Raw genomic sequence first — 18,202 nt, 5'->3', positions numbered from 1 at the left:
TAGATTAAATTCTTTTATCTTTCTTTTTGCAGCTTTTTAAAAAAGAACTAGCTAATGCTTCGTGCTCCAAATTTTCTATCAACCAACATCTTAATTGGCGGTGTTAATTTTTTTAAAGCACCCAATTAACACCTAAAACACGATTTAATTATATCATAATTCAGAAAATTAAACGGTTCTACGTTGGCACGAAAATTGCTTGTACTATATATGAGGAATACAAAAGAAAGGAGCAATATATAGTCGCAGATAAGGAAGCTGCTTTTAAAGAAAGAGAGGTTTGTCTAAAGCTATTATTTCACAATGAAGGGGAGAAGAAGAATGAGTGAACCGCAAAAGGAAATGAGTTCATTAAATCAAGTACGGAAAAAAGAGAGGAAAATAAACGTTTTTGCTTTATTGTTAGGCTTTCTTGTGATTGCTACCATTTTAACGTATATCTTGCCAGCTGGAGAATATGCGCGTGTAGAAGTAGACGGGAGAACAACGGTAGATCCTCAATCGTTTAAATGGATTGATTCTACACCAGTTGGATTCTTTGATATGGTCAAAGCGATACATACAGGAATGGTAGAAGGAGCCGACATTATCTTTTTTGTATTAATTATCGGCGGTTTCTTTGGTGTACTAAGTGCTACGGGTACAGTAGATGTATTAATTACAACGATGGCTAAAAAGCTTGCTACCCGAGAAAAGCTATTAATTCCTGTTATGATGCTATTTTTTGCGGTAGGAGGATCTTTAATGGGAATGGCGGAAGAAACGCTAGCCTATATTCCTCTTTTAATTCCGCTGGCACTTGCTCTTGGGTTCGACGCATTAACAGGGACTGCTATTGTGTTAATTGGAGCATCAGCTGGTTTTACTACGGCCGTTATGAATCCATTTACAGTAGGTGTTGCACAAGGAGTAGCAGAGCTTCCTATGTTTTCTGGAATGGGCTTTCGTCTCATCTTATTCGTAGTTGTTTACGCTGTTTCAGTATGGTTTGTCTACCGATATGCGATGAAAGTGAAAAGAAGTCCTTCTATAGGAACATACGGAAAATACAGCATAACTAATGCACATAAACTTTTAAATTCTGATGCGAAGTTAACTAGAAAGCATAAATGGATTATGGCAGCATTTCTTGTTAACTATGTAATTCTTGCTTTTGGCGTTATTAAGTATAAGTGGTACATTACTGAAATTGCTTCTCTGTTTGTGATTTTGACAGTTGTGATTGGGATTATTGGAAGACTCTCTGTTGAAAATACGGTTAAGTCGTTTACAAACGGGGCAGCAGCACTGGTTGGAGGAGCGCTTGTTATCGGAGTTTCTCGCGCAGTTCTTGTTGTTTTAAATGAAGGTCATATTGTAGACCCTATGCTTCATCAAGTATCTGGAGCGATTCAACATATTCCGGGATATTTAAGCGTCATCGGAATCTACAACTTCCAAGCGCTGATTCATCTTATTTTAGCATCTGGAACGGGTCATGCGATGCTGACGATGCCAATCATGACGCCGCTTGCAGATTTGCTTGATATTACGCGACAAACGGCAGTATTATCTTTTTCTTTTGCAGACGGCATCGGAAACATTATTTTCCCGACGGCTGGAACATTAATGGCTGGCTTAGCAATTGCGGGAATTTCATGGACAAAGTGGGCAAAATGGGTTTTGCCGTTAGTCCTTATTCAATATGTGATTGGTCTAATAGCCGTTGTGATTGCTTATTTTATCAATTACGGGCCATTTTAAGAGATAGAAAAATGTAATTTGTAAGTTGAGCTTACTAGGAGGAATAGAAGTTGTTAACCTTAATCAAAAACGCAGAAGTATATGCACCACAGCACTTAGGAAAAAAAGATATATTGCTTGCAGACAGCAAAATCATCCTTATAAAAGATTGTATTGATCATGTAAATACGTCCATTCCTATTGATGTTGTAGATGCCGCTAATCACATTATAGCTCCAGGCTTCATTGACTCACATGTTCATATTATTGGCGGAGGAGGAGAAGGTGGATATAAAACACGCACTCCTGAACTAATGTTAACCGATGCAACGACTGCCGGTGTTACAACTATTGTAGGTGTACTTGGAACAGACGGTACAACAAGAAGAATGGAAAACCTTCTGGCCAAAGCAAGAGGGTTAGAAGAAGAAGGGATTAGCTGCTTCATTCACACAGGTTCCTATCAAATACCGGTAAAAACGTTAACTAATAGCATTGAAGAAGATCTTATTTTAATTGATAAAATTATCGGAGTAGGTGAAATTGCCATTTCCGACCACCGTTCTTCTGAACCGACATTTGAAGAACTGGTGAAGGTGGCTTCCGCTGCCCGCAATGGAGGGATTTTATCAGGGAAAGCCGGAATATTAGAGATTCACGTAGGAGACGGAGAACGAAAATTATCTTTATTGAATAAAATCGCAGATAAAACAGACCTGCCAATTCGTCAGTTTCACCCTACACATATTAATAGAAATGAAGAGCTGTTTAAAGAAGGAATTCAATTTGCAAAGCGAGGCGGATATGTAGATTTTACGACTAGCACGATCCCTCACTTTTTAGAAGAAGGCGAAGTTAAGTGCAGCAAAGGGTTACGCATCATGCTGGAAGAGAAAGTGGCGATTGACAGCATTACGTTTTCATCCGATGGAAACGCGAGCCTGCCGTTTTTTGATGATAACGGAGATTATAAAGGTCTTCAAGTTGGAAAAGTGTCTTCTTTATTTCAAGAAGTACGAGATGCAGTATTAGAGGAATCAGTACCGTTAGAAACAGCTCTTCAAGTCATTACTTCTAATCCTGCCAAAGTATTAAAACTGTCCAATAAAGGGCATATTCAACCCGGAAAAGATGCAGATTTAGTCCTTTTAGACAAAGAGACGCTAACAATTAAAACGGTTTTTGCTCAAGGTAAAGTAATGGTAAAAGACGGTGTCCCTGTTGTGAAAGGAACGTTTGAATAACAGGTTTTAGATATCATTTATCGAAAGTATCGCGGAAAGGATACGAGCTAATTAGAGAAGGGTATTAAAATTTGCGTGGAAAGGATCTTTCAAATGAAAAAGAAACTGGTTTCATGTCTCATCAGCTTTACATTACTTTCTTCGTTGAGTACACCCCTGCTTGCAAAAGCACAAGAAAATACTGAGGGCATTAAAGGCAGCCTTGTTATTGCGGGCGGAGGTGTAGGAACATCCAATCACGATATATATGAAAAATTTCTCTTGCTTGCTGGGGGAAAAGAAAAAGCCAAAGTAGGGATTATTCCAGCTGCTAGCACAACGCTGCAGTCTTCTGAAAAGTTTAAGGAAGACCTCGTGAAATACGGAGTAAACTCAGATTCTATTCAAATTCTTCCCGTTTCCAATCACGATTTTTCTGACACACAAAAAGATGAATCGACTTGGAAGAATCAAGTGAACGACAAGAAGTTATCCCGTACGATTAAAGGACTAACGGCAGTTTGGTTTGTTGGAGGAGACCAAACAAAAATTGTGGATTCCCTTCGTGAAAATAATGGAAACGATTCTGAAGCGTTAAAAGCTATCTGGGATATATATCGTAAGGGAGCAGTTATCGGAGGTACAAGTGCAGGAGCTGCAATTATGAGTGACGTCATGATTACGGGGGGAGACAGTCTAGGAGCTTTAAAAGAAAGTATAGGAAACAAGGCAAATAAGCATGTAAATGGAGGGGAAGATGAGAAAAAAGAGTACGAGCCTTTATCAGTTCAAAAGGGGCTGGGTTTTTTCCAACATGGCATAATCGATCAGCATATGGATGAACGAGCACGACTTGGGCGACTTGCAGTAGCTGCGTATAATGCTGAACGTGAGAAAGAAAAAAACTTTGCATACGGTGTGGATGAAGATACAGCTATGGTTGTTAATAATAAAGATCAAAAAATTGAAGTTGTTGGACGAAGCGGAGTAGCTGTCTTGGATATGAGCGAAGCTAAGCTAAAATCAGCTTCAAGCTATACATCTAAGCAAAAAGCGCGTTCAGGCTTAGAGAACATAAAAGTCAGTTACTTATCTCCTGGAGATAAAATTAACTTTCATTTAAAGTCATTTGAATTTCCAAAAGATAAAGTAGAAACAAAGGGGTTTGAATATAATTCCTTTAACGCGCTGTCTGCTACGGGTGTTTTTACACCCTATGGAAGATTAAAGGCTTATTTATCCTATTCTTTTGTTGACAATAAATCGATGAAATCTGCTAGCAGCTATGTTTATGACAGTAGAGGGTCTGGTTACGAAATTGCTTTCCAAAAGGATAATGACACAAACGGCTACTGGAGATATACTGACGGACAAAAAGATGACTATTCCATTGTAAATGTAAGAATGGATATTACGCCCAAAACCGTCAAATTCCAGCCGGATAAAAAAACTAGTTTAACGTATAAAAAATCTACTTTTTCTTCATCTGAAAGTCCTGCATACGATTCGATCAAAGGTAATCTTTTAATTGCAGGCGGAGCGCTTGGCAGCAGCAATTCAAGCGTGTATAACAAGTTTATTGATCTTGCAGGAGGAAAACAAGCCAAAATAGGAATTGTGCCTGCAGCGAGTACTAAGTTCGATTCCTCTAATCAGTTTAAAGGCGATTTAGTTAAATACGGAGTGAAGGCAGAAAATATAGAAATTTTACCTATTTCAAACCATGACTTTAAAGGAACTTCTGAAAACGAGTCGAGTTGGAAACTAAATATGAACAATGAAAAACTAGCGCAAAAAGTTAAAGGGCTAACAGGCATTTGGTTTGTAGGAGGAGATCAGACGATGATTACGGGCTCTTTGCGTAATGAAAATGGTTCAGACTCAAAAGTCTTACAAGCTATATGGGATACGTATAAAAAGGGAGCAGTACTTGGCGGTACGAGCGCCGGAGCTGCAATTATGAGTAATACTATGCTCGCTGGCGGAGATAGCTACGGAGCTCTTTCGTACGGGTTTACAGACACCTATGATGATATGACTCAGCAAGAACAAGGGCCTGCTTATTTAGAAAAAGGCCTTGGCTTCTTCCAATACGGTCTTGTAGATCAGCATTTTGATAACAAAGCAAGATTGGGACGGCTTATTGCAACAGCATATGAAAAAGGAAATAAAAATCAGCTTTCATACGGCATCGATGAAGATACTGCTATGGTGGTAAATAATAAAGAAAAACAAATGGAAGTTGTGGGAAGAGGCGGTATTACGCTAGTTGACTTAGCGAAGGTACAGACAAATGACAAATTTCCGAGTGATTACAAAAATATTGTTATCTCTTGTATTACTCCAGGCGATAAAGTAAATATCACAACAAAAGAAATCGTCATAAACCCAGCTAAAACGTCTACTAGAAAAAATGAATACTACAGTGAAAAGGTTGGACCAAATACAGGTCTTTTCTCTCCACACGGTGTATTAAGAAAGTTTTTAGCTTACGATCTTATTGATAACGCTCAGAGCAAAGAAATAAAGAGCTATGCGTTTAACCAAAACAAAGGATTTGAGCTTACCTTCCGAAAAAGCCCCGAAAGCAATGGGTATTGGGCTTATACAGACGGTCAAAAAGACGATTATTCCATTGTAAAGGTAGCCTTAGATATCAAACCAATAAAAGTAGCTATTAAATAAAAAGAGAACAGACAGTAATTCAATGCATCTAGCACTTTAGCATATTGTGCCTCCACCTATTAAAGCGGAGGCACTTTTTTCTACTTATTTTTATTTACAATAGGGACAAACGTCCGCTAGATGAAATGGAGGGCAACGTATAAAATGATAGGTACAGTATCCCAAGACTAATCTCTGAAGGCAAGCAAATTTAAAGGCCTGTAGAAAGGTGTTCATACGATGAAAAAGAAATTAGTTTTAATAACAGGAAGCAAGCAAACTAGAATCATTTTGCACGATCAATTAAAAGAGCTGCTAGACGATTGCATTTTTATTGAATGCTTTGCGATTGACGAAGAATTACCGGGTGAAATTGATGGCGATGTTGTACTCTACTCATCAGAGAGTATAAAGCACGAAATGAAGGACAGATTAGACGTTCAGCATGCACATGAAATTGTAGGAAATAGAACAATTCACCATAAATATATAAATGAATTGCTGCAAATCCCTGCCCATACAAAAGTATTAATTGTAAATGATGACGATAAAGAAACTCTTAAATTAATAGAATCTCTCTATCAAGTAGGTATTAATCATGTTCAGTTTATTCCTTTTAAAAAGCAAAAGACCTATTACGAAGGTGTAGAAGTTGCTGTTTCTCCAGGTGAGATTCACTTATGTCCGCCATATGTAAAACATGTAATTGATATAGGCGTTAGGCTTTTTGATATGGCGACCATTTTTGAACTTATAAAATCATTTGGTTTTAATCAGTCTAATCATTCAATTATTTGGGATCGCTATTTACGAAATATTATTGAGCTGCAAAAAAAGCTAATAGAAGCAGAAGGGCAAATGAAAGAACTTCACCTCCATGTAAAGAGTGTTGTAAATGTAGTAGAAGATGGGATCCTAGCCGTGGATTTCAATAAAAGAATTACGTTATTTAATAAAAGGTTAGAATCATTGTTTCAGCTATCTTCTTCTGATGTTGTAGATTGTGAAATTCAACATGTCATTTCTAACGAAGGCCTTGTGGAGTTTATTACATCGTCCGACGAGAAAAGTCAGTACTTTAACGTAAACGGATACGAAATGGTTATCTATAAGTCTATGATTCAGGAAAGCAATACTACGGTAGCAACGTTTAAAAGTGTGAATCAAGCTGTTGAAATAGAAGGAAAAGCGCAGTCAGAACTTAGAAAAAACGGCTTTTCTGCTAAGTATAATTATCAAGATATTATCGGAGAACACCCAGCTTTGCTTAAAACGATTGAAATTTCCCGGAAAATGGCGGTTACTGAGTACCCTATTTTAATTCAAGGAGAAACCGGTACAGGAAAAGAGCTGTTTGCTCAGGCTATCCATAATCATTCTACACGTAAAAACGGACCGTTTCTTGCCGTGAATTGCAGTGCCATGACCGATACATTACTAGAAAGTGAGCTGTTTGGGTACGAAGAAGCCAGCTTTACAGGAGCGCAGAAAGGCGGCAAAAAAGGGCTGTTTGAGAGCGCTGATAAAGGTACAATCTTTCTAGATGAAATTGGTGATATCAGCCCGCGTTTACAAACTCAGCTTTTAAGGGTGCTTCAAGAAAAAGAAATTAGGCGGGTAGGAGGTACAAGAGTCATTCCGATTAATGTAAGAATCATAGCAGCCACTCACAACAATTTACTACATAAAATGAAAGAAGGTCTGTTTCGAGAAGATCTGTACTATCGTTTACATGTATTATCTTTAACGATTCCTCCTTTAAGATATAGAAGAACCGATATTCCTTTACTGATTCATCATTTTATTTCTAAATCAAAAACGTGGACGCATATCCATCCAGAAGCGATGAAGCTGCTTATCGAATATGAATGGCTAGGAAACATAAGAGAATTAAAAGGAGTCATCGAGTATTTGCTTACTGTCTGTGATGAAAACGAAGTGAAAGCAAAAGACGTAGAGTATAGGCTTAGTAGTCAAAAGGAGGAGCATACTTTACATGAAATTGAAAATGAATCGGTTGACTTGATCGAACTTCAAGAAAATCACGCTCTGTTAGAAACGATAAAGCAGTGTAATGATACAGGAAAAGCAGCAAGCAGAAAGTGGATTACACAGCATTTAAAAGGCTTTACTCTTACAGAACAGCAGGTGAGAAATCGTTTGGATGTACTAGAAGAAAAAGAGTATATTATAAAACGCAGAGGCAGAGCAGGAACGAAAATAACAGAAAAAGGACTGCATTATCTATATCATTTAAAAACAAAACAGCACTTAGTCAATCCTTAATATACGGAAGAAAGGGAAACTTCACTAATCAAGTTTCCCTTTTCTATAAAATAGTGTCGTCATAGACTTGGCGTTTACGGCTGATTTCCGCCGTAAACTTTTCCTGTAGAAGAAGTAATAACACCGCTGTTTACGTTTAAAGTATAAGCTAATCCTCCAGAACCTGTCCAAGTGGAAAGATTAAAAGTGCTGCCATTAAATAGTTTATAGATAGAAATATTATTAAACGTCAGCGGCTGACCGCTTATACAAGTAGTAGGCGCCTTATTCGTTTTAGCTAGATAAACAGCTGCGTTTGTAGAGCCTGGCTGTGTTACTACTTTAGCTGAACCATCTTTTTCTACTAGAAGCGCTGACTGTTCATTAACAGCAATTCCTTTGGCGCTTGTTCCAGTTTCTTCTCCGTCTTGAATATTACGTGCAAGAAATGTTAAAAAGCGTCCCATTCTATCTCGTTGTTCAAAATGAGTGTCTGTTTGAATGTTATTATTATGCGGGGTTTGAATCAAATAATCTGTAAAAGAAATAAGAGAACTATAGGGATTGTTTAGCGCTGTTTTCGAATCTAAAGTTGTAGAGCCTGCTGAGATAGAGTCATAAACGTGATCACCTTGAATCATGGTGCCGGCACTCGTTCCTCCAAAAGGAATGCCTTGATTAATACGATTATTTAAGGCTGTAAGAGCTGGCGATCCTTTTAAGAAATCTACGTAATCAGCTTGATTGCCTCCAGCAAAAAAGATGCCTTCTGCTTTGTTAATTTTGTCAATTAAAGAAGAGTCTGAACCTGCTCTTATTAAATCATCAACAACAATTGTGCTAACAGAGTTAAGGGGCTTACCTATGCTTTTGGCAAGGTCATAGATATATGAATTATAGGCGTCAGTACCCGTCGCTCTTATAACCAAGAAATCTCCGCCGTTTGCCTTTTGAATCATCCATTTGAATGCTTCATCTACATCGGTGCTTCCGCCCATATAGACTTGTCCGAAGCTTGTACTAGTCGCTTTGTCTGCAGTACTTCCGACTTGATAAAGTGTGTAAGGTGCAGATGCAGCAGAAGCTGAAATGGGCAGTAAAAGAGATGCTGCGAGAACAGCACCAGTAATGACCTGTTTTTTAATACTTTTCTTACGTTTAACTCTTTTCATAAAGTTCTCCTCCTTTAGTAAGTGTTCATAGATGAACATGCAAGTTTTATACCAACTTATTAAACAGCTGAAAAGCTGTGAAAAAAGAGGTCTTTTGAAAAAAACACGGGTGATATAGGTTCTTGATGGGTTCTTATTGAATTGCTTTATAACCAAAAATGACAAGAAGAACTCTAACTTTGATGCCTAATAGTGAAAGGGAAATAGTAAAGGATATATTTTAAAAGTCCATCCTCATTGAAAAATAACCTTTAAAAACTTAAAATTATAATAGAAAGGAAAAACAAGGATAAAAAGAAGAGCTGTTCGCAATAGCGACTTATTTATTAAACAGACCTTCATTCTATCAATGTCTTCATCTCTTAACCGTTTTCCACCAGCATTTCTACGCAGAAAAATTATACATGAGAGGATCTGTCAAAATGAACAAACAGGAAAGTAGCTACAGATGGGTTGTTTTTGGAACCGCTTTATTAGCGTATTATTTGATTGTCAGTCAACGAACAGCCCCTGGACTTATTACAGAACAGTTAATGAAAGATTTTCACGTTTCAGCGTCTGTTATAGGATTAATGACTAGTATACAATTTTTAGCATATGCAGGTCTTCAGATTCCTATTGGTTTACTTTCTGACCGATACGGTCCCAATCGATTTTTGATTATAGGGTCGCTTTTAACGGGGATAGGAAGTCTTATCTACAGCACATCTCCCAACGAGTATGTGTTAATTTTCTCTCGTTTACTAGTCGGTACGGGAGACTCCATGATTTTTGTCAATTTAGTGTTAATTTTAAGTCAGTGGTTTAAGGGAAATGAGTTTGTAAAGCTTTTAGGTTTAATTGGGCTGGTAGGAAGTGTGGGGTCATTATCAGCTACCGTACCTTTATCTATGTGGATCTCCTTTTCAGGCTGGAGGGTTCCTTTTCTTAGTATAGGTCTAGTTTTAATCGCGGTATCTTATTTGCTTTATGTCGTTTTAGTTATAAAACCTAAACGATTATTTGTAGATGATGCTAAAGCAAATAAAGCCTCTGTTAAGACTCAAGAAAGCGTATGGGCGATCCTAAAAAGGGTAATGACGACTCGTCAAGCATGGGCAACATTTCTTTGTCATTTTGGTGTAGTAGGTACATATATAGGTTTTATTGGCTCTTGGGGAGTTCCTTATGGCATGAATGTGTTTCATTTATCTCGCGCTGATGCAAGTCAGCTTATTATGTATGGTTTGTTTGGCGCTATGATTGGCGGACCTTTAATTAGCTGGATATCAAGCAGGTTAAACTCCATTAAAAAAATCTATTCACTCGTCCATCTTATTGTGGTGCTTAGCTGGACAGGATTATTATTAACGGGAGTGAAACCTTCATTCATGCTAGTCGTTATTTTACTTTTTATCATCGGATTTGGAAACGGAGCAAGCGCTTTGACATTTGCCGTAGTACGTCAATCTTTTTCAGTAAAAGAAGTAGGAGTTGTATCAGGTTTTGCTAATATGGGAGGCTTTTTAAGCGCCGTATTATTACCTAGTATTTTCGGAAATGTCCTTGATTTATTCCCTGAACGCTCGCTGCACGTGGGCTATCATTATGCTTTTATGATTCCCATTTTGTTTTCAATGATGGGGTTGTTAGGTGTCTTACTAATTAAAGAAAAAGGAAAAAAGGAGCAGAAGGTGCTGCATGCTTCTTAATTCACAATGACTGTCGCATTTACAGTACAGAAAAATTCGTATATTTATTATAAGGTTCATTTTTATACTTTCAAGCAGCCAGAAGATAATCGCTTTTATAAGTGGTTATCTTTTTTAGTCTACCCCATTTCTTCAGAGTCATATAAAGCTATACTTCTAAAAACAATAGTATAAATGAGCATTCTACTCCAAATAGATTTTACTCATATCAATAATACAAAAATTTTTATAAGACAGCACGCTATTAGAATTTACTACTTAAATAAAGAGCCACATCGCGAATGGCTTTATCAGTTTCACTTTCTATTAACTCTCTGTCCTTTGTATACGAATATAGAGTATCGCCGTGAAGAAGGTGGTCTGATAAATTCAACAAGCCCACAGCGCGCTTGTTGAATTTATGAGCAATCGCTAAAGTGGTAGCTGTCTCCATATCCACGCCGAGAAAATCTGCAAGTGACCATTCTTTTACCATATTATGCGTCTCCATAAGCATGGCACCCATACTGACCACATGTCCTTTAATATAGCTGTAGCCTTTTTGTTCACAATATCTGCAGGCGGCTTCCACTAGCTCTTTGTCAGCTTCTACAAGCGTTTGGTCTGGTAAATACCAGTGCGATACGCCGTCTTGCATTTGTGCTGCAGATACAATTAAAATATCTCCATATTGTATAGTGGAAGATAAGCCTCCAAAATATCCCGTTTGAATAAATAAGTCGGTTCCGCTGCCGGCAAATTGATGTACGATGTTTGATGCCATTGGGCTGCCGTACACATTCGCAAACCCTATATTTCTGTTTTTGAACTTACCTATCACCGTGTTCCATTTAGGCATATGAACATTGGTAGATAAAATCTCTTTCCATAAGCTTAGATTATCTTGGAATCCCCACTCACCATGAATAATAAATGCATTAGGCAGCTCTTTTTCTGATAGCTTTAATACGTTTAGCCAATCTTCTTTTTCAAAATCTCCGTACAGTTTCATATCGTTCTCCTTACTTTTTACATTTAGACTAGTTGGAGAAGAATTCTTCATTTCTATCTTTTATTCCTTTAATTTTTAAAACGAACAAATACAAAATAAATGACGGTTCTGATTTAGAAATGAAGAATTGCGTGCTTTTTTGCTTGTTTTTCGACAAATATTTATGACTAAAAAAGGAATTCACTAATAATAAAAGAACTTTTTTACTAACCATTATTTAAATTAGATAAAGCTGTGAGAAAAGATCCGTCCAGTTAATGAATGGATAAGAGGAGGGAATTACAGGTGTCACATCATTTTCCTGTCATTAAAACAAAAAGACTTGTACTAAGGGAAATTGTAGCAGAAGACGCAAGCAATATTTTAAAATATTTATCCGATAAAGAAGTAATGAAGCACTACGGTTTAGAGCCTTTTACAGCGGTTGAAGATGCTTTAAATGAGATTTCATGGTATAAATCAATCTTAAACAAAAGATCTGGAATAAGATGGGGCATTACTCTTAAAGAACAAGACGACATTATTGGCAGCTGCGGGTTTCTTAATCGAGTTCATGACCATTACCGTACGGAAATTGGTTATGAATTAGCCAGAGACTATTGGGGAAATGGAATTGCTAATGAGGCATTCGGCGCGGTCATAAAATATGGGTTTACACATTTTAATTTGCGGAGAATCGAAGCTTTGATAGAGCCTGCTAATGCTGCTTCACAAAAATTAATAAAAAAGCACGGTTTTATAAAAGAAGGCCTATTAAGAAGCTATGAATTTGCGTGTGGAAAATTTGATGATTTGTACATGTACTCTTTATTAAAACAAGATTTTGACAGGCTTCAACCACATGAAGAGAATATCTAGACATAGTTATTAAAAATACGAATAGCACAATGACAGATAAGGGGAAAATGTATGGCCCATTTTAATGTTGATATTGTTCACTATCATCCACAATTTGCTGAGGCAACGGTAAAAATGTGGAGAGATAGTAAAGAAAAAGCGATTGGACAAAAGGAAATGCACAGTTTTGACCGTCATGTTTATTTTTTAGATCATATATTGTCAGCACACTATAAAGTTGAATTAGCGTTAATAGATAAACAAATAGTAGGAATGATTGCTTATAAGGCTGACGAAATTAGCCAGCTGTACATTCATATAGATTATCAAGGGAGAGGAATCGGACAGCGATTGCTTGAAAGAGCCAAAGCAGAATCAAATGGAAAATTAATATTACGTACATTTGAACGAAATAAAAACGCCCAAAGGTTTTACGAGAAACACGGCTTCAGTATTATAAAAAGAGGATGTGAAAACGAAGAAAAATTACCTGATATTACATATGAATGGACAAACAAATGAATCATACGTAATTTTAATAAAGGAGCGGTTAGTGTGAATACGTTAGCACATGAAACATAACAACGCTGCCTGTATGTTCGTGGTCCGCCTTTTACTAGTTTAGGATAGATGATTAATGCTAGCTATAAAAGGAGGAGTTTAATATGATAACGGACAAACATTTTTTAAACGCTGTAAACAATACACATGTTGATTTTACTGAATGGGATTTTTCTATTATTACTCGTACTGGTCGTATGGATAGCGGCATGCTTTCGTGGTCATATGGAAGTGAAGCTTGCCACCTTATTCAAAACTCTAATGCTGCTTTAGATATGGGAACAGGAGGAGGAGAATTTTTATCTTTGTTACAACCTTTTCCTCGCGTTATGTATGCTACCGAAGGATACAAACCTAACGTTCCAATTGCTAAAAAACGATTAGAGCCACTTGGTGTCACAGTTGTTGAACGAAATGAAGAAGCAAATTTACCGTTTAAAGATGATACATTTGATTTAATTTTGAACCAACATGAATCTTTTTGTGCTTCGGAAGTAAGAAGGATTTTGTCCAAGGAAGGCACGTTTTTCACTCAGCAAGTGGGAGGGTTAGACTGTTCGCGAATCAATGAGTGTATAGGGGTTCCACTAAATAAAGAGTTTTCTAATTGGAATTTAAAGAAAGCAATAGAAGAGCTTAAACAAAATTCTTTTAACATCATCTTTTGCAAAGAAGAATTTCCTGTGCAGAGATTTTATGATATCGGGGCGCTAGTTTTTTATCTAAAAGCAATTCCTTGGCAAGTTCCTAATTTTGATGTAGAAACATATATCAAAGGGTTGTATAACATACATAGAATTATACAGTCTAAAGGTTTCTTTGATGCAAAACAACATCGTTTTATTATTAAAGCTGAGGCAAAATAAATAGTGTAAACTAATCACATATAAAAATCGGATCTCTAACTGGAGATCCGATTTTTGTATGTGAATGATGATTTTACATAAACGTTCTATTTCAGTTATGTAATGGAGCGTTTATGATCTTTAGTATGATTTTGTGATATACGAGAGTTTGTTAAAATGCAGTCTACTGCTTTTTGAGTAATGGGCATAAAGAAATTAAGCAGCACGCCGCCTAAACACACGGTTAATAACGTTCCAACACCAATTGGTCCGTTTAAAAATATTGCGGCTAGTAAGAATGTGAGGTAAATAAATGTTCTTGAAAGAAATAAATTGGTTTTAGCTAGTTTTTGTATGATTAATGTTAAGCGATCAATTGGAATAGGTGCAAAATTTGTATGTAAATAGGCTGAGGTTCCTACTCCTATAATGATTAAACCGATTCCGAAACAACATACTTTGCTGTACCAACTTTCGAACGTAATCCAATTCTTTAAGAAAAAAAGCCATATATCGATACCAAGACCTGTTATGAATGCCGTTAACAGTCCCAGTATTTCTGGCTTTTGTTTGCTTAAAAGAGAATTACCACAAATTAAAATACAGGCAAGTATAATCTCCCAGCTTCCAACGCTAAAACCTACGTTTAGTGACAGTCCAACCAACAGTGCATCAAAAGGTGAAGCTCCTATGTTAGATTGTATCGTCAAAGCAATTCCAAGAGTTAATAGTAAAATTCCTCCTGTATAAACCACATACTTCACTGTCATCATCCTTTTTGTTATTTTTCGTTGCAAATGCAACTATTTTGAGATACATTAAATGTAGATTATTTTTATTGTATTTGCAACAAAAACATGTATAAAGGAGATATTTTATGAGTGAAATTCTGCGTGAAATTGGCATGATAGCAAGAGCACTGGATTCAATTAGTAATATAGAATTTAAAGAATATGACCTGACAAAAGGGCAGTATTTGTATTTGGTGCGAATATGTGAAAATCCAGGAATCATTCAGGAAAAGTTAGCTGAAATGATAAAAGTAGATCGCACAACAGCGGCTCGGGCTATAAAAAAGCTTGAAATGAATGGTTTTATTGAAAAGAAAGATGATCTCCATAATAAAAAAAATAAAAACCTTTTTCCTACTGAAAAAGGGAAGAACGTATACCCGTTTATAAAAAGAGAAAATGATTATTCGGATAAAGTGGCATTAGAAGGTTTTACCCAGGAAGAAGCAGATACCATTCTTAAGCTAGTTCAAAGAGTAAGAAAAAATATCGAAACAGACTGGGAGTTTGTCAAAAAAGGAAACAAGAGAAATTATTGATGATATAAAGGAGAGGCGCATGTCAGTGATGATGCATATAAAAAAGTGTATTCTTGAAGATGTATATGATCTTCAAGACGTTAGCTATAAAACGTTTTATGAGACATTTAAAGATCAGAATTCACAAGGAAATATGACAGCTTATTTAGAAAAAGCATTTACAATCGAACAGCTAGAAAAAGAACTATCCAATACGTTCTCGCAATTCTTTTTTATGTATGTTAATCATGAAATTGCAGGTTATTTAAAGGTTAATATGAATGACGCTCAGTCTGAAGAGATGGGGGAAGAAGCGCTTGAAATTGAAAGAATTTATATAGGTAACAGCTTTCAAAAACAAGGACTTGGTAAACATTTATTTAATAAAGCAGTAGAGATAGCAACGACATTTAATAAAAAGAAAATTTGGTTAGGCGTATGGGAAAAAAATAAAAATGCGATTGCTTTTTACAAGAAACAGGGATTTGTTCAAATTGGATCTCACTCATTTTATATGGGAGACGAAGAACAAATAGATCTCATCATGGTTAAAACACTTTTTTTATAGTTTTAAAAAATAAGGATTATTCACTAATTTAACTGGTAGAGGATAATCCTTATTGCATACAGAGATTTTATGCTTTTTTTCAAAGCAGATGCTTTTAGGGGAAGTAGTAAGCAAACTAATATGGTTGCTGTGCGAACACATAGGAGAATGAAATTAATGTCACATGCTTACCAAAATGTTGGCTTCTTTCATTTTGGAAATTACATTTTTACTTTAATTCTATTTGAAACAACACAAACTAATTAGACGTATATCGAATTAGAAGGCTTAAAAAATGAACGTTTTTACGTCCACTTTAATAAATAATGGGCCACATCTCTTTCGGATTTAACTCGTATTCTCCATTTTGCCTATACATAAAATGCTGCATAATTAACTCTCTGCGAATCGTTGCATAATCTTCATGATATTTTTTAATATGTTCATTTAATTCTTTTTCTGGATACGTTTTTCCGTGCTGTAAATCACGTATTAAATAGGCTAATATTACGTTCTTTTTCTTTCTTTGACTTGGAATAATTTTTAAAGTACCGTCACTATTTATAAAGTTTTTAACAATAGATAATTTGTCTTTATCCTGTAAATGGTTGTCTTGATTTTCCATCGAATCCTCTCCAATACTTAAAATAGCCTTCGAATTATATTCAAGTCTTTCAAGGTCTAGATAAAAATAAATAATGTTTCCTTGTCTTCTTTGATAAACAATTCCCACATCTCTTAGCTTTGAAATATGATGAGTGATAGTTGAAGGCTGTAACCCCAGTTTGTAAGCAATTGCTTGCCCGTGAAGAGGCCCTTTTTTTAATAGTGAAATAATTCTAATCCTGGTAGGATCACCAACGGCTTTATGATAATTAACCAACTTATCTAATTGCATAGCTTAATACCTTCTCTCTTTAATTCGATATACATCTAATTTGATATTAATCGAATTGGATGTACATGTCAAAAAAATATTTAAAGTGAAGACTTGTCACACTGCATATAAAAAATCGGCTCCGTCTAATCTTTAAAGTGTAAAAAAGATCCTGCTTCTCTATATAATTCAACTATTATTTTCACCTGTTCTTTTTATTAGTAAGAAAAAGTTACCATGTTTTCATCAAATAATACCGGGGAACATATTCAAAAAGATAAATGAATTATTAATGATACATGTATGTAAATAATAAATGAAAAAGGAATGAGTAAATCATGGCAGGAAATTCAAAAGTTTTAATGGTTGTTACAAATGGACATACGATGGAAAATGGAGAGCTTGCTGGAATTTGGCTTACAGAATTCTCTGAAGCATATTTAGAATTTAAAAAAGAAGGATACGAAGTAGTCGTAGCAAGTCCAAAAGGCGGAAAATCGCCTGTGGATCCTAACAGCTTAACAGATGATGTAACGGACGAAGACAAAGAAGCAGGAAAACTTTTAGAGAATACAAAATCATTAGCTGAAGTAAGTTCACAAGAATTTGCAGGTATGTTTGTACCCGGAGGGCACGGAACAATGTTTGACTTTCCAGACGATACGCACTTACATCGTTTGCTAACAGAATTTGCTGAAGACGACAAGCTAATTGCAGCGGTATGCCACGGACCGGCAGCTCTTGTAGGCGGAAAGCTTAAAAATGGTGAGCCGATTGTAAAAGGAAAACGTATTACAGCGTTTACTGATTCAGAAGAGAAAGATACAACGTTAGATAAATACATGCCGTCTCTTCTTGAAACAAAGCTTCGTGAGCTAGGCGCCGAGTTTATTGCAAAAGATAATTGGAGCGATCATATTGAAGTAGACGGAAAGCTTTTAACAGGACAAAATCCGCAGTCTACAATTAGCCTAGCAAAAGAATTTGTGCGTGCTTTAAACGCGTAAAAGTATGTATAGCCTTAATGGGGATGTCTCATGAGTGTTTGAGACATCCCCATTTCTTTAGGGTGAAATAAAATGAGAATCAAGGAAAACAAAAAGGGCGGCTATCTAAATAGCTGCCCTTTTATTTATTAGAAGATTTATTTCTGAAAATGTATGTAGTAATTCCTGTCACAATGATAACAGCCACAATACAAATGATCAGACGAACAATCTGTGTCACAAAAATATTATCTGCAATACTCATGTGTTTCGTTAGAATTAACGTTCCATAAGCAGCTAAAACAGATAAAAACATATTGACGATTCGTTGAGCCATGTTGTCGTTACTCCTTTCGTTCCACTACTTTACACTTTAACATATGTATTCACTGTAAAAAATAGCGAATTACAAGTATGTCAGAAAATCAGCACTCTCGTAAAAGATTCCACACGTAAGGAAGTAGCTGATATCATATTAGTTATGACGACTAAACGCAGTTCAGAGAAGGAAA

16 protein-coding genes are annotated in these 18,202 nt (G+C 36.1%); 11 read left to right on the top strand and 5 right to left on the bottom strand.

Annotated elements, in window-relative coordinates:
• The first annotated feature begins 321 nt into the window (after positions 1-321).
• The 4 genes from SCI76_RS06140 (at position 322) to SCI76_RS06125 (ending at position 7,895) form a co-directional block, all read left to right on the top strand.
• Positions 322-1,743, top strand: a complete 1,422-nt coding sequence (locus SCI76_RS06140; protein ID WP_060747556.1) for a YfcC family protein — start codon at positions 322-324, stop codon at positions 1,741-1,743.
• A 50-nt stretch (positions 1,744-1,793) separates the two neighbouring features.
• Positions 1,794-2,966: a beta-aspartyl-peptidase gene (gene iadA, locus SCI76_RS06135; RefSeq protein WP_063246940.1), complete on the top strand. Its 1,173-nt coding sequence runs from the start codon at positions 1,794-1,796 to the stop codon at positions 2,964-2,966.
• Positions 2,967-3,059: 93 nt separating this feature from the next.
• The gene (locus tag SCI76_RS06130; RefSeq protein WP_407545091.1) at positions 3,060-5,630 is read left to right on the top strand and encodes a cyanophycinase; all 2,571 of its coding nucleotides are present in this window, start codon (positions 3,060-3,062) and stop codon (positions 5,628-5,630) included.
• Positions 5,631-5,849: 219 nt separating this feature from the next.
• Entirely contained in the window at positions 5,850-7,895 is a 2,046-nt protein-coding gene (locus tag SCI76_RS06125; protein ID WP_063246942.1) for a sigma 54-interacting transcriptional regulator, read from the top strand.
• A 74-nt stretch (positions 7,896-7,969) separates the two neighbouring features.
• Here the strand turns inward: SCI76_RS06125 and SCI76_RS06120 are convergent, their stop codons facing one another.
• Positions 7,970-9,046 carry a cyanophycinase gene (locus SCI76_RS06120; protein ID WP_255900213.1) on the bottom strand — a complete coding sequence of 359 codons (1,077 nt, stop codon included), beginning with the start codon at positions 9,044-9,046 and terminating at the stop codon, positions 7,970-7,972.
• A 422-nt stretch (positions 9,047-9,468) separates the two neighbouring features.
• On the opposite strand from SCI76_RS06120, the gene SCI76_RS06115 reads away from it, so the two are divergent.
• On the top strand, positions 9,469-10,737 hold the full coding sequence (locus tag SCI76_RS06115) for a nitrate/nitrite transporter (RefSeq protein WP_168760539.1): 1,269 nt from the start codon (positions 9,469-9,471) through the stop codon (positions 10,735-10,737).
• Between the two features lie 244 nt (positions 10,738-10,981).
• Here the strand turns inward: SCI76_RS06115 and SCI76_RS06110 are convergent, their stop codons facing one another.
• Positions 10,982-11,728 carry a uridine phosphorylase gene (locus tag SCI76_RS06110; RefSeq protein ID WP_048018588.1) on the bottom strand — a complete coding sequence of 249 codons (747 nt, stop codon included), beginning with the start codon at positions 11,726-11,728 and terminating at the stop codon, positions 10,982-10,984.
• Positions 11,729-12,013: 285 nt separating this feature from the next.
• Here SCI76_RS06110 and SCI76_RS06105 point away from each other — a divergent pair, with 285 nt between their 5' ends.
• The 3 genes from SCI76_RS06105 (at position 12,014) to SCI76_RS06095 (ending at position 13,992) form a co-directional block, all read left to right on the top strand.
• A complete protein-coding gene (locus SCI76_RS06105) occupies positions 12,014-12,586 on the top strand; it encodes a GNAT family N-acetyltransferase (RefSeq protein ID WP_275211351.1) in 573 nt (190 codons plus the stop codon).
• Between the two features lie 51 nt (positions 12,587-12,637).
• Positions 12,638-13,087: a GNAT family N-acetyltransferase gene (locus SCI76_RS06100; RefSeq protein WP_063246945.1), complete on the top strand. Its 450-nt coding sequence runs from the start codon at positions 12,638-12,640 to the stop codon at positions 13,085-13,087.
• Positions 13,088-13,230: 143 nt separating this feature from the next.
• The gene (locus SCI76_RS06095) at positions 13,231-13,992 is read left to right on the top strand and encodes a class I SAM-dependent methyltransferase (protein WP_407545090.1); all 762 of its coding nucleotides are present in this window, start codon (positions 13,231-13,233) and stop codon (positions 13,990-13,992) included.
• A 95-nt stretch (positions 13,993-14,087) separates the two neighbouring features.
• Here the strand turns inward: SCI76_RS06095 and SCI76_RS06090 are convergent, their stop codons facing one another.
• Entirely contained in the window at positions 14,088-14,735 is a 648-nt protein-coding gene (locus SCI76_RS06090) for a YitT family protein (protein ID WP_048018592.1), read from the bottom strand.
• A 113-nt stretch (positions 14,736-14,848) separates the two neighbouring features.
• Here SCI76_RS06090 and SCI76_RS06085 point away from each other — a divergent pair, with 113 nt between their 5' ends.
• Positions 14,849-15,301: a MarR family winged helix-turn-helix transcriptional regulator gene (locus SCI76_RS06085; RefSeq protein WP_013056339.1), complete on the top strand. Its 453-nt coding sequence runs from the start codon at positions 14,849-14,851 to the stop codon at positions 15,299-15,301.
• A 19-nt stretch (positions 15,302-15,320) separates the two neighbouring features.
• A complete protein-coding gene (locus SCI76_RS06080; RefSeq protein WP_063246947.1) occupies positions 15,321-15,848 on the top strand; it encodes a GNAT family N-acetyltransferase in 528 nt (175 codons plus the stop codon).
• 295 nt (positions 15,849-16,143) lie between these two features.
• On the opposite strand, the gene SCI76_RS06075 is transcribed toward SCI76_RS06080, so the two are convergent.
• A complete protein-coding gene (locus tag SCI76_RS06075) occupies positions 16,144-16,725 on the bottom strand; it encodes a metalloregulator ArsR/SmtB family transcription factor (protein ID WP_063246948.1) in 582 nt (193 codons plus the stop codon).
• A 317-nt stretch (positions 16,726-17,042) separates the two neighbouring features.
• On the opposite strand from SCI76_RS06075, the gene SCI76_RS06070 reads away from it, so the two are divergent.
• Entirely contained in the window at positions 17,043-17,711 is a 669-nt protein-coding gene (locus tag SCI76_RS06070) for a type 1 glutamine amidotransferase domain-containing protein (RefSeq protein ID WP_275211349.1), read from the top strand.
• Positions 17,712-17,832: 121 nt separating this feature from the next.
• Here SCI76_RS06070 and SCI76_RS06065 read toward each other — a convergent pair whose 3' ends face one another.
• A complete protein-coding gene (locus SCI76_RS06065; protein ID WP_013056341.1) occupies positions 17,833-18,027 on the bottom strand; it encodes a hypothetical protein in 195 nt (64 codons plus the stop codon).
• Positions 18,028-18,202 lie beyond the last annotated feature (175 nt).

Origin of the sequence: Priestia sp. HNGD-A6 (assembly GCF_045784335.1) — a bacterium.
Classification (GTDB): Bacteria; Bacillota; Bacilli; order Bacillales; family Bacillaceae_H; genus Priestia; species Priestia zanthoxyli.
The sequence above is the reverse complement of the archived record's forward strand: the minus strand, read 5'-3'. Positions and strand labels throughout refer to the sequence as shown.

What these genes read in the sequence shown, in the direction of transcription:
- SCI76_RS06140 (WP_060747556.1), top strand. Translation starts at nt 322, where the DNA reads ATGAGTGAACCGCAAAAGGAAATGAGTTCATTAAATCAAGTACGGAAA.
- SCI76_RS06130 (WP_407545091.1), top strand. Translation starts at nt 3,060, where the DNA reads ATGAAAAAGAAACTGGTTTCATGTCTCATCAGCTTTACATTACTTTCT.
- SCI76_RS06125 (WP_063246942.1), top strand. Translation starts at nt 5,850, where the DNA reads ATGAAAAAGAAATTAGTTTTAATAACAGGAAGCAAGCAAACTAGAATC.
- SCI76_RS06120 (WP_255900213.1), bottom strand. Translation starts at nt 9,046, where the DNA reads ATGAAAAGAGTTAAACGTAAGAAAAGTATTAAAAAACAGGTCATTACT.
- SCI76_RS06115 (WP_168760539.1), top strand. Translation starts at nt 9,469, where the DNA reads ATGAACAAACAGGAAAGTAGCTACAGATGGGTTGTTTTTGGAACCGCT.
- SCI76_RS06110 (WP_048018588.1), bottom strand. Translation starts at nt 11,728, where the DNA reads ATGAAACTGTACGGAGATTTTGAAAAAGAAGATTGGCTAAACGTATTA.
- SCI76_RS06100 (WP_063246945.1), top strand. Translation starts at nt 12,638, where the DNA reads ATGGCCCATTTTAATGTTGATATTGTTCACTATCATCCACAATTTGCT.
- SCI76_RS06095 (WP_407545090.1), top strand. Translation starts at nt 13,231, where the DNA reads ATGATAACGGACAAACATTTTTTAAACGCTGTAAACAATACACATGTT.
- SCI76_RS06085 (WP_013056339.1), top strand. Translation starts at nt 14,849, where the DNA reads ATGAGTGAAATTCTGCGTGAAATTGGCATGATAGCAAGAGCACTGGAT.
- SCI76_RS06080 (WP_063246947.1), top strand. Translation starts at nt 15,321, where the DNA reads ATGTCAGTGATGATGCATATAAAAAAGTGTATTCTTGAAGATGTATAT.
- SCI76_RS06075 (WP_063246948.1), bottom strand. Translation starts at nt 16,725, where the DNA reads ATGCAATTAGATAAGTTGGTTAATTATCATAAAGCCGTTGGTGATCCT.
- SCI76_RS06070 (WP_275211349.1), top strand. Translation starts at nt 17,043, where the DNA reads ATGGCAGGAAATTCAAAAGTTTTAATGGTTGTTACAAATGGACATACG.
- SCI76_RS06065 (WP_013056341.1), bottom strand. Translation starts at nt 18,027, where the DNA reads ATGGCTCAACGAATCGTCAATATGTTTTTATCTGTTTTAGCTGCTTAT.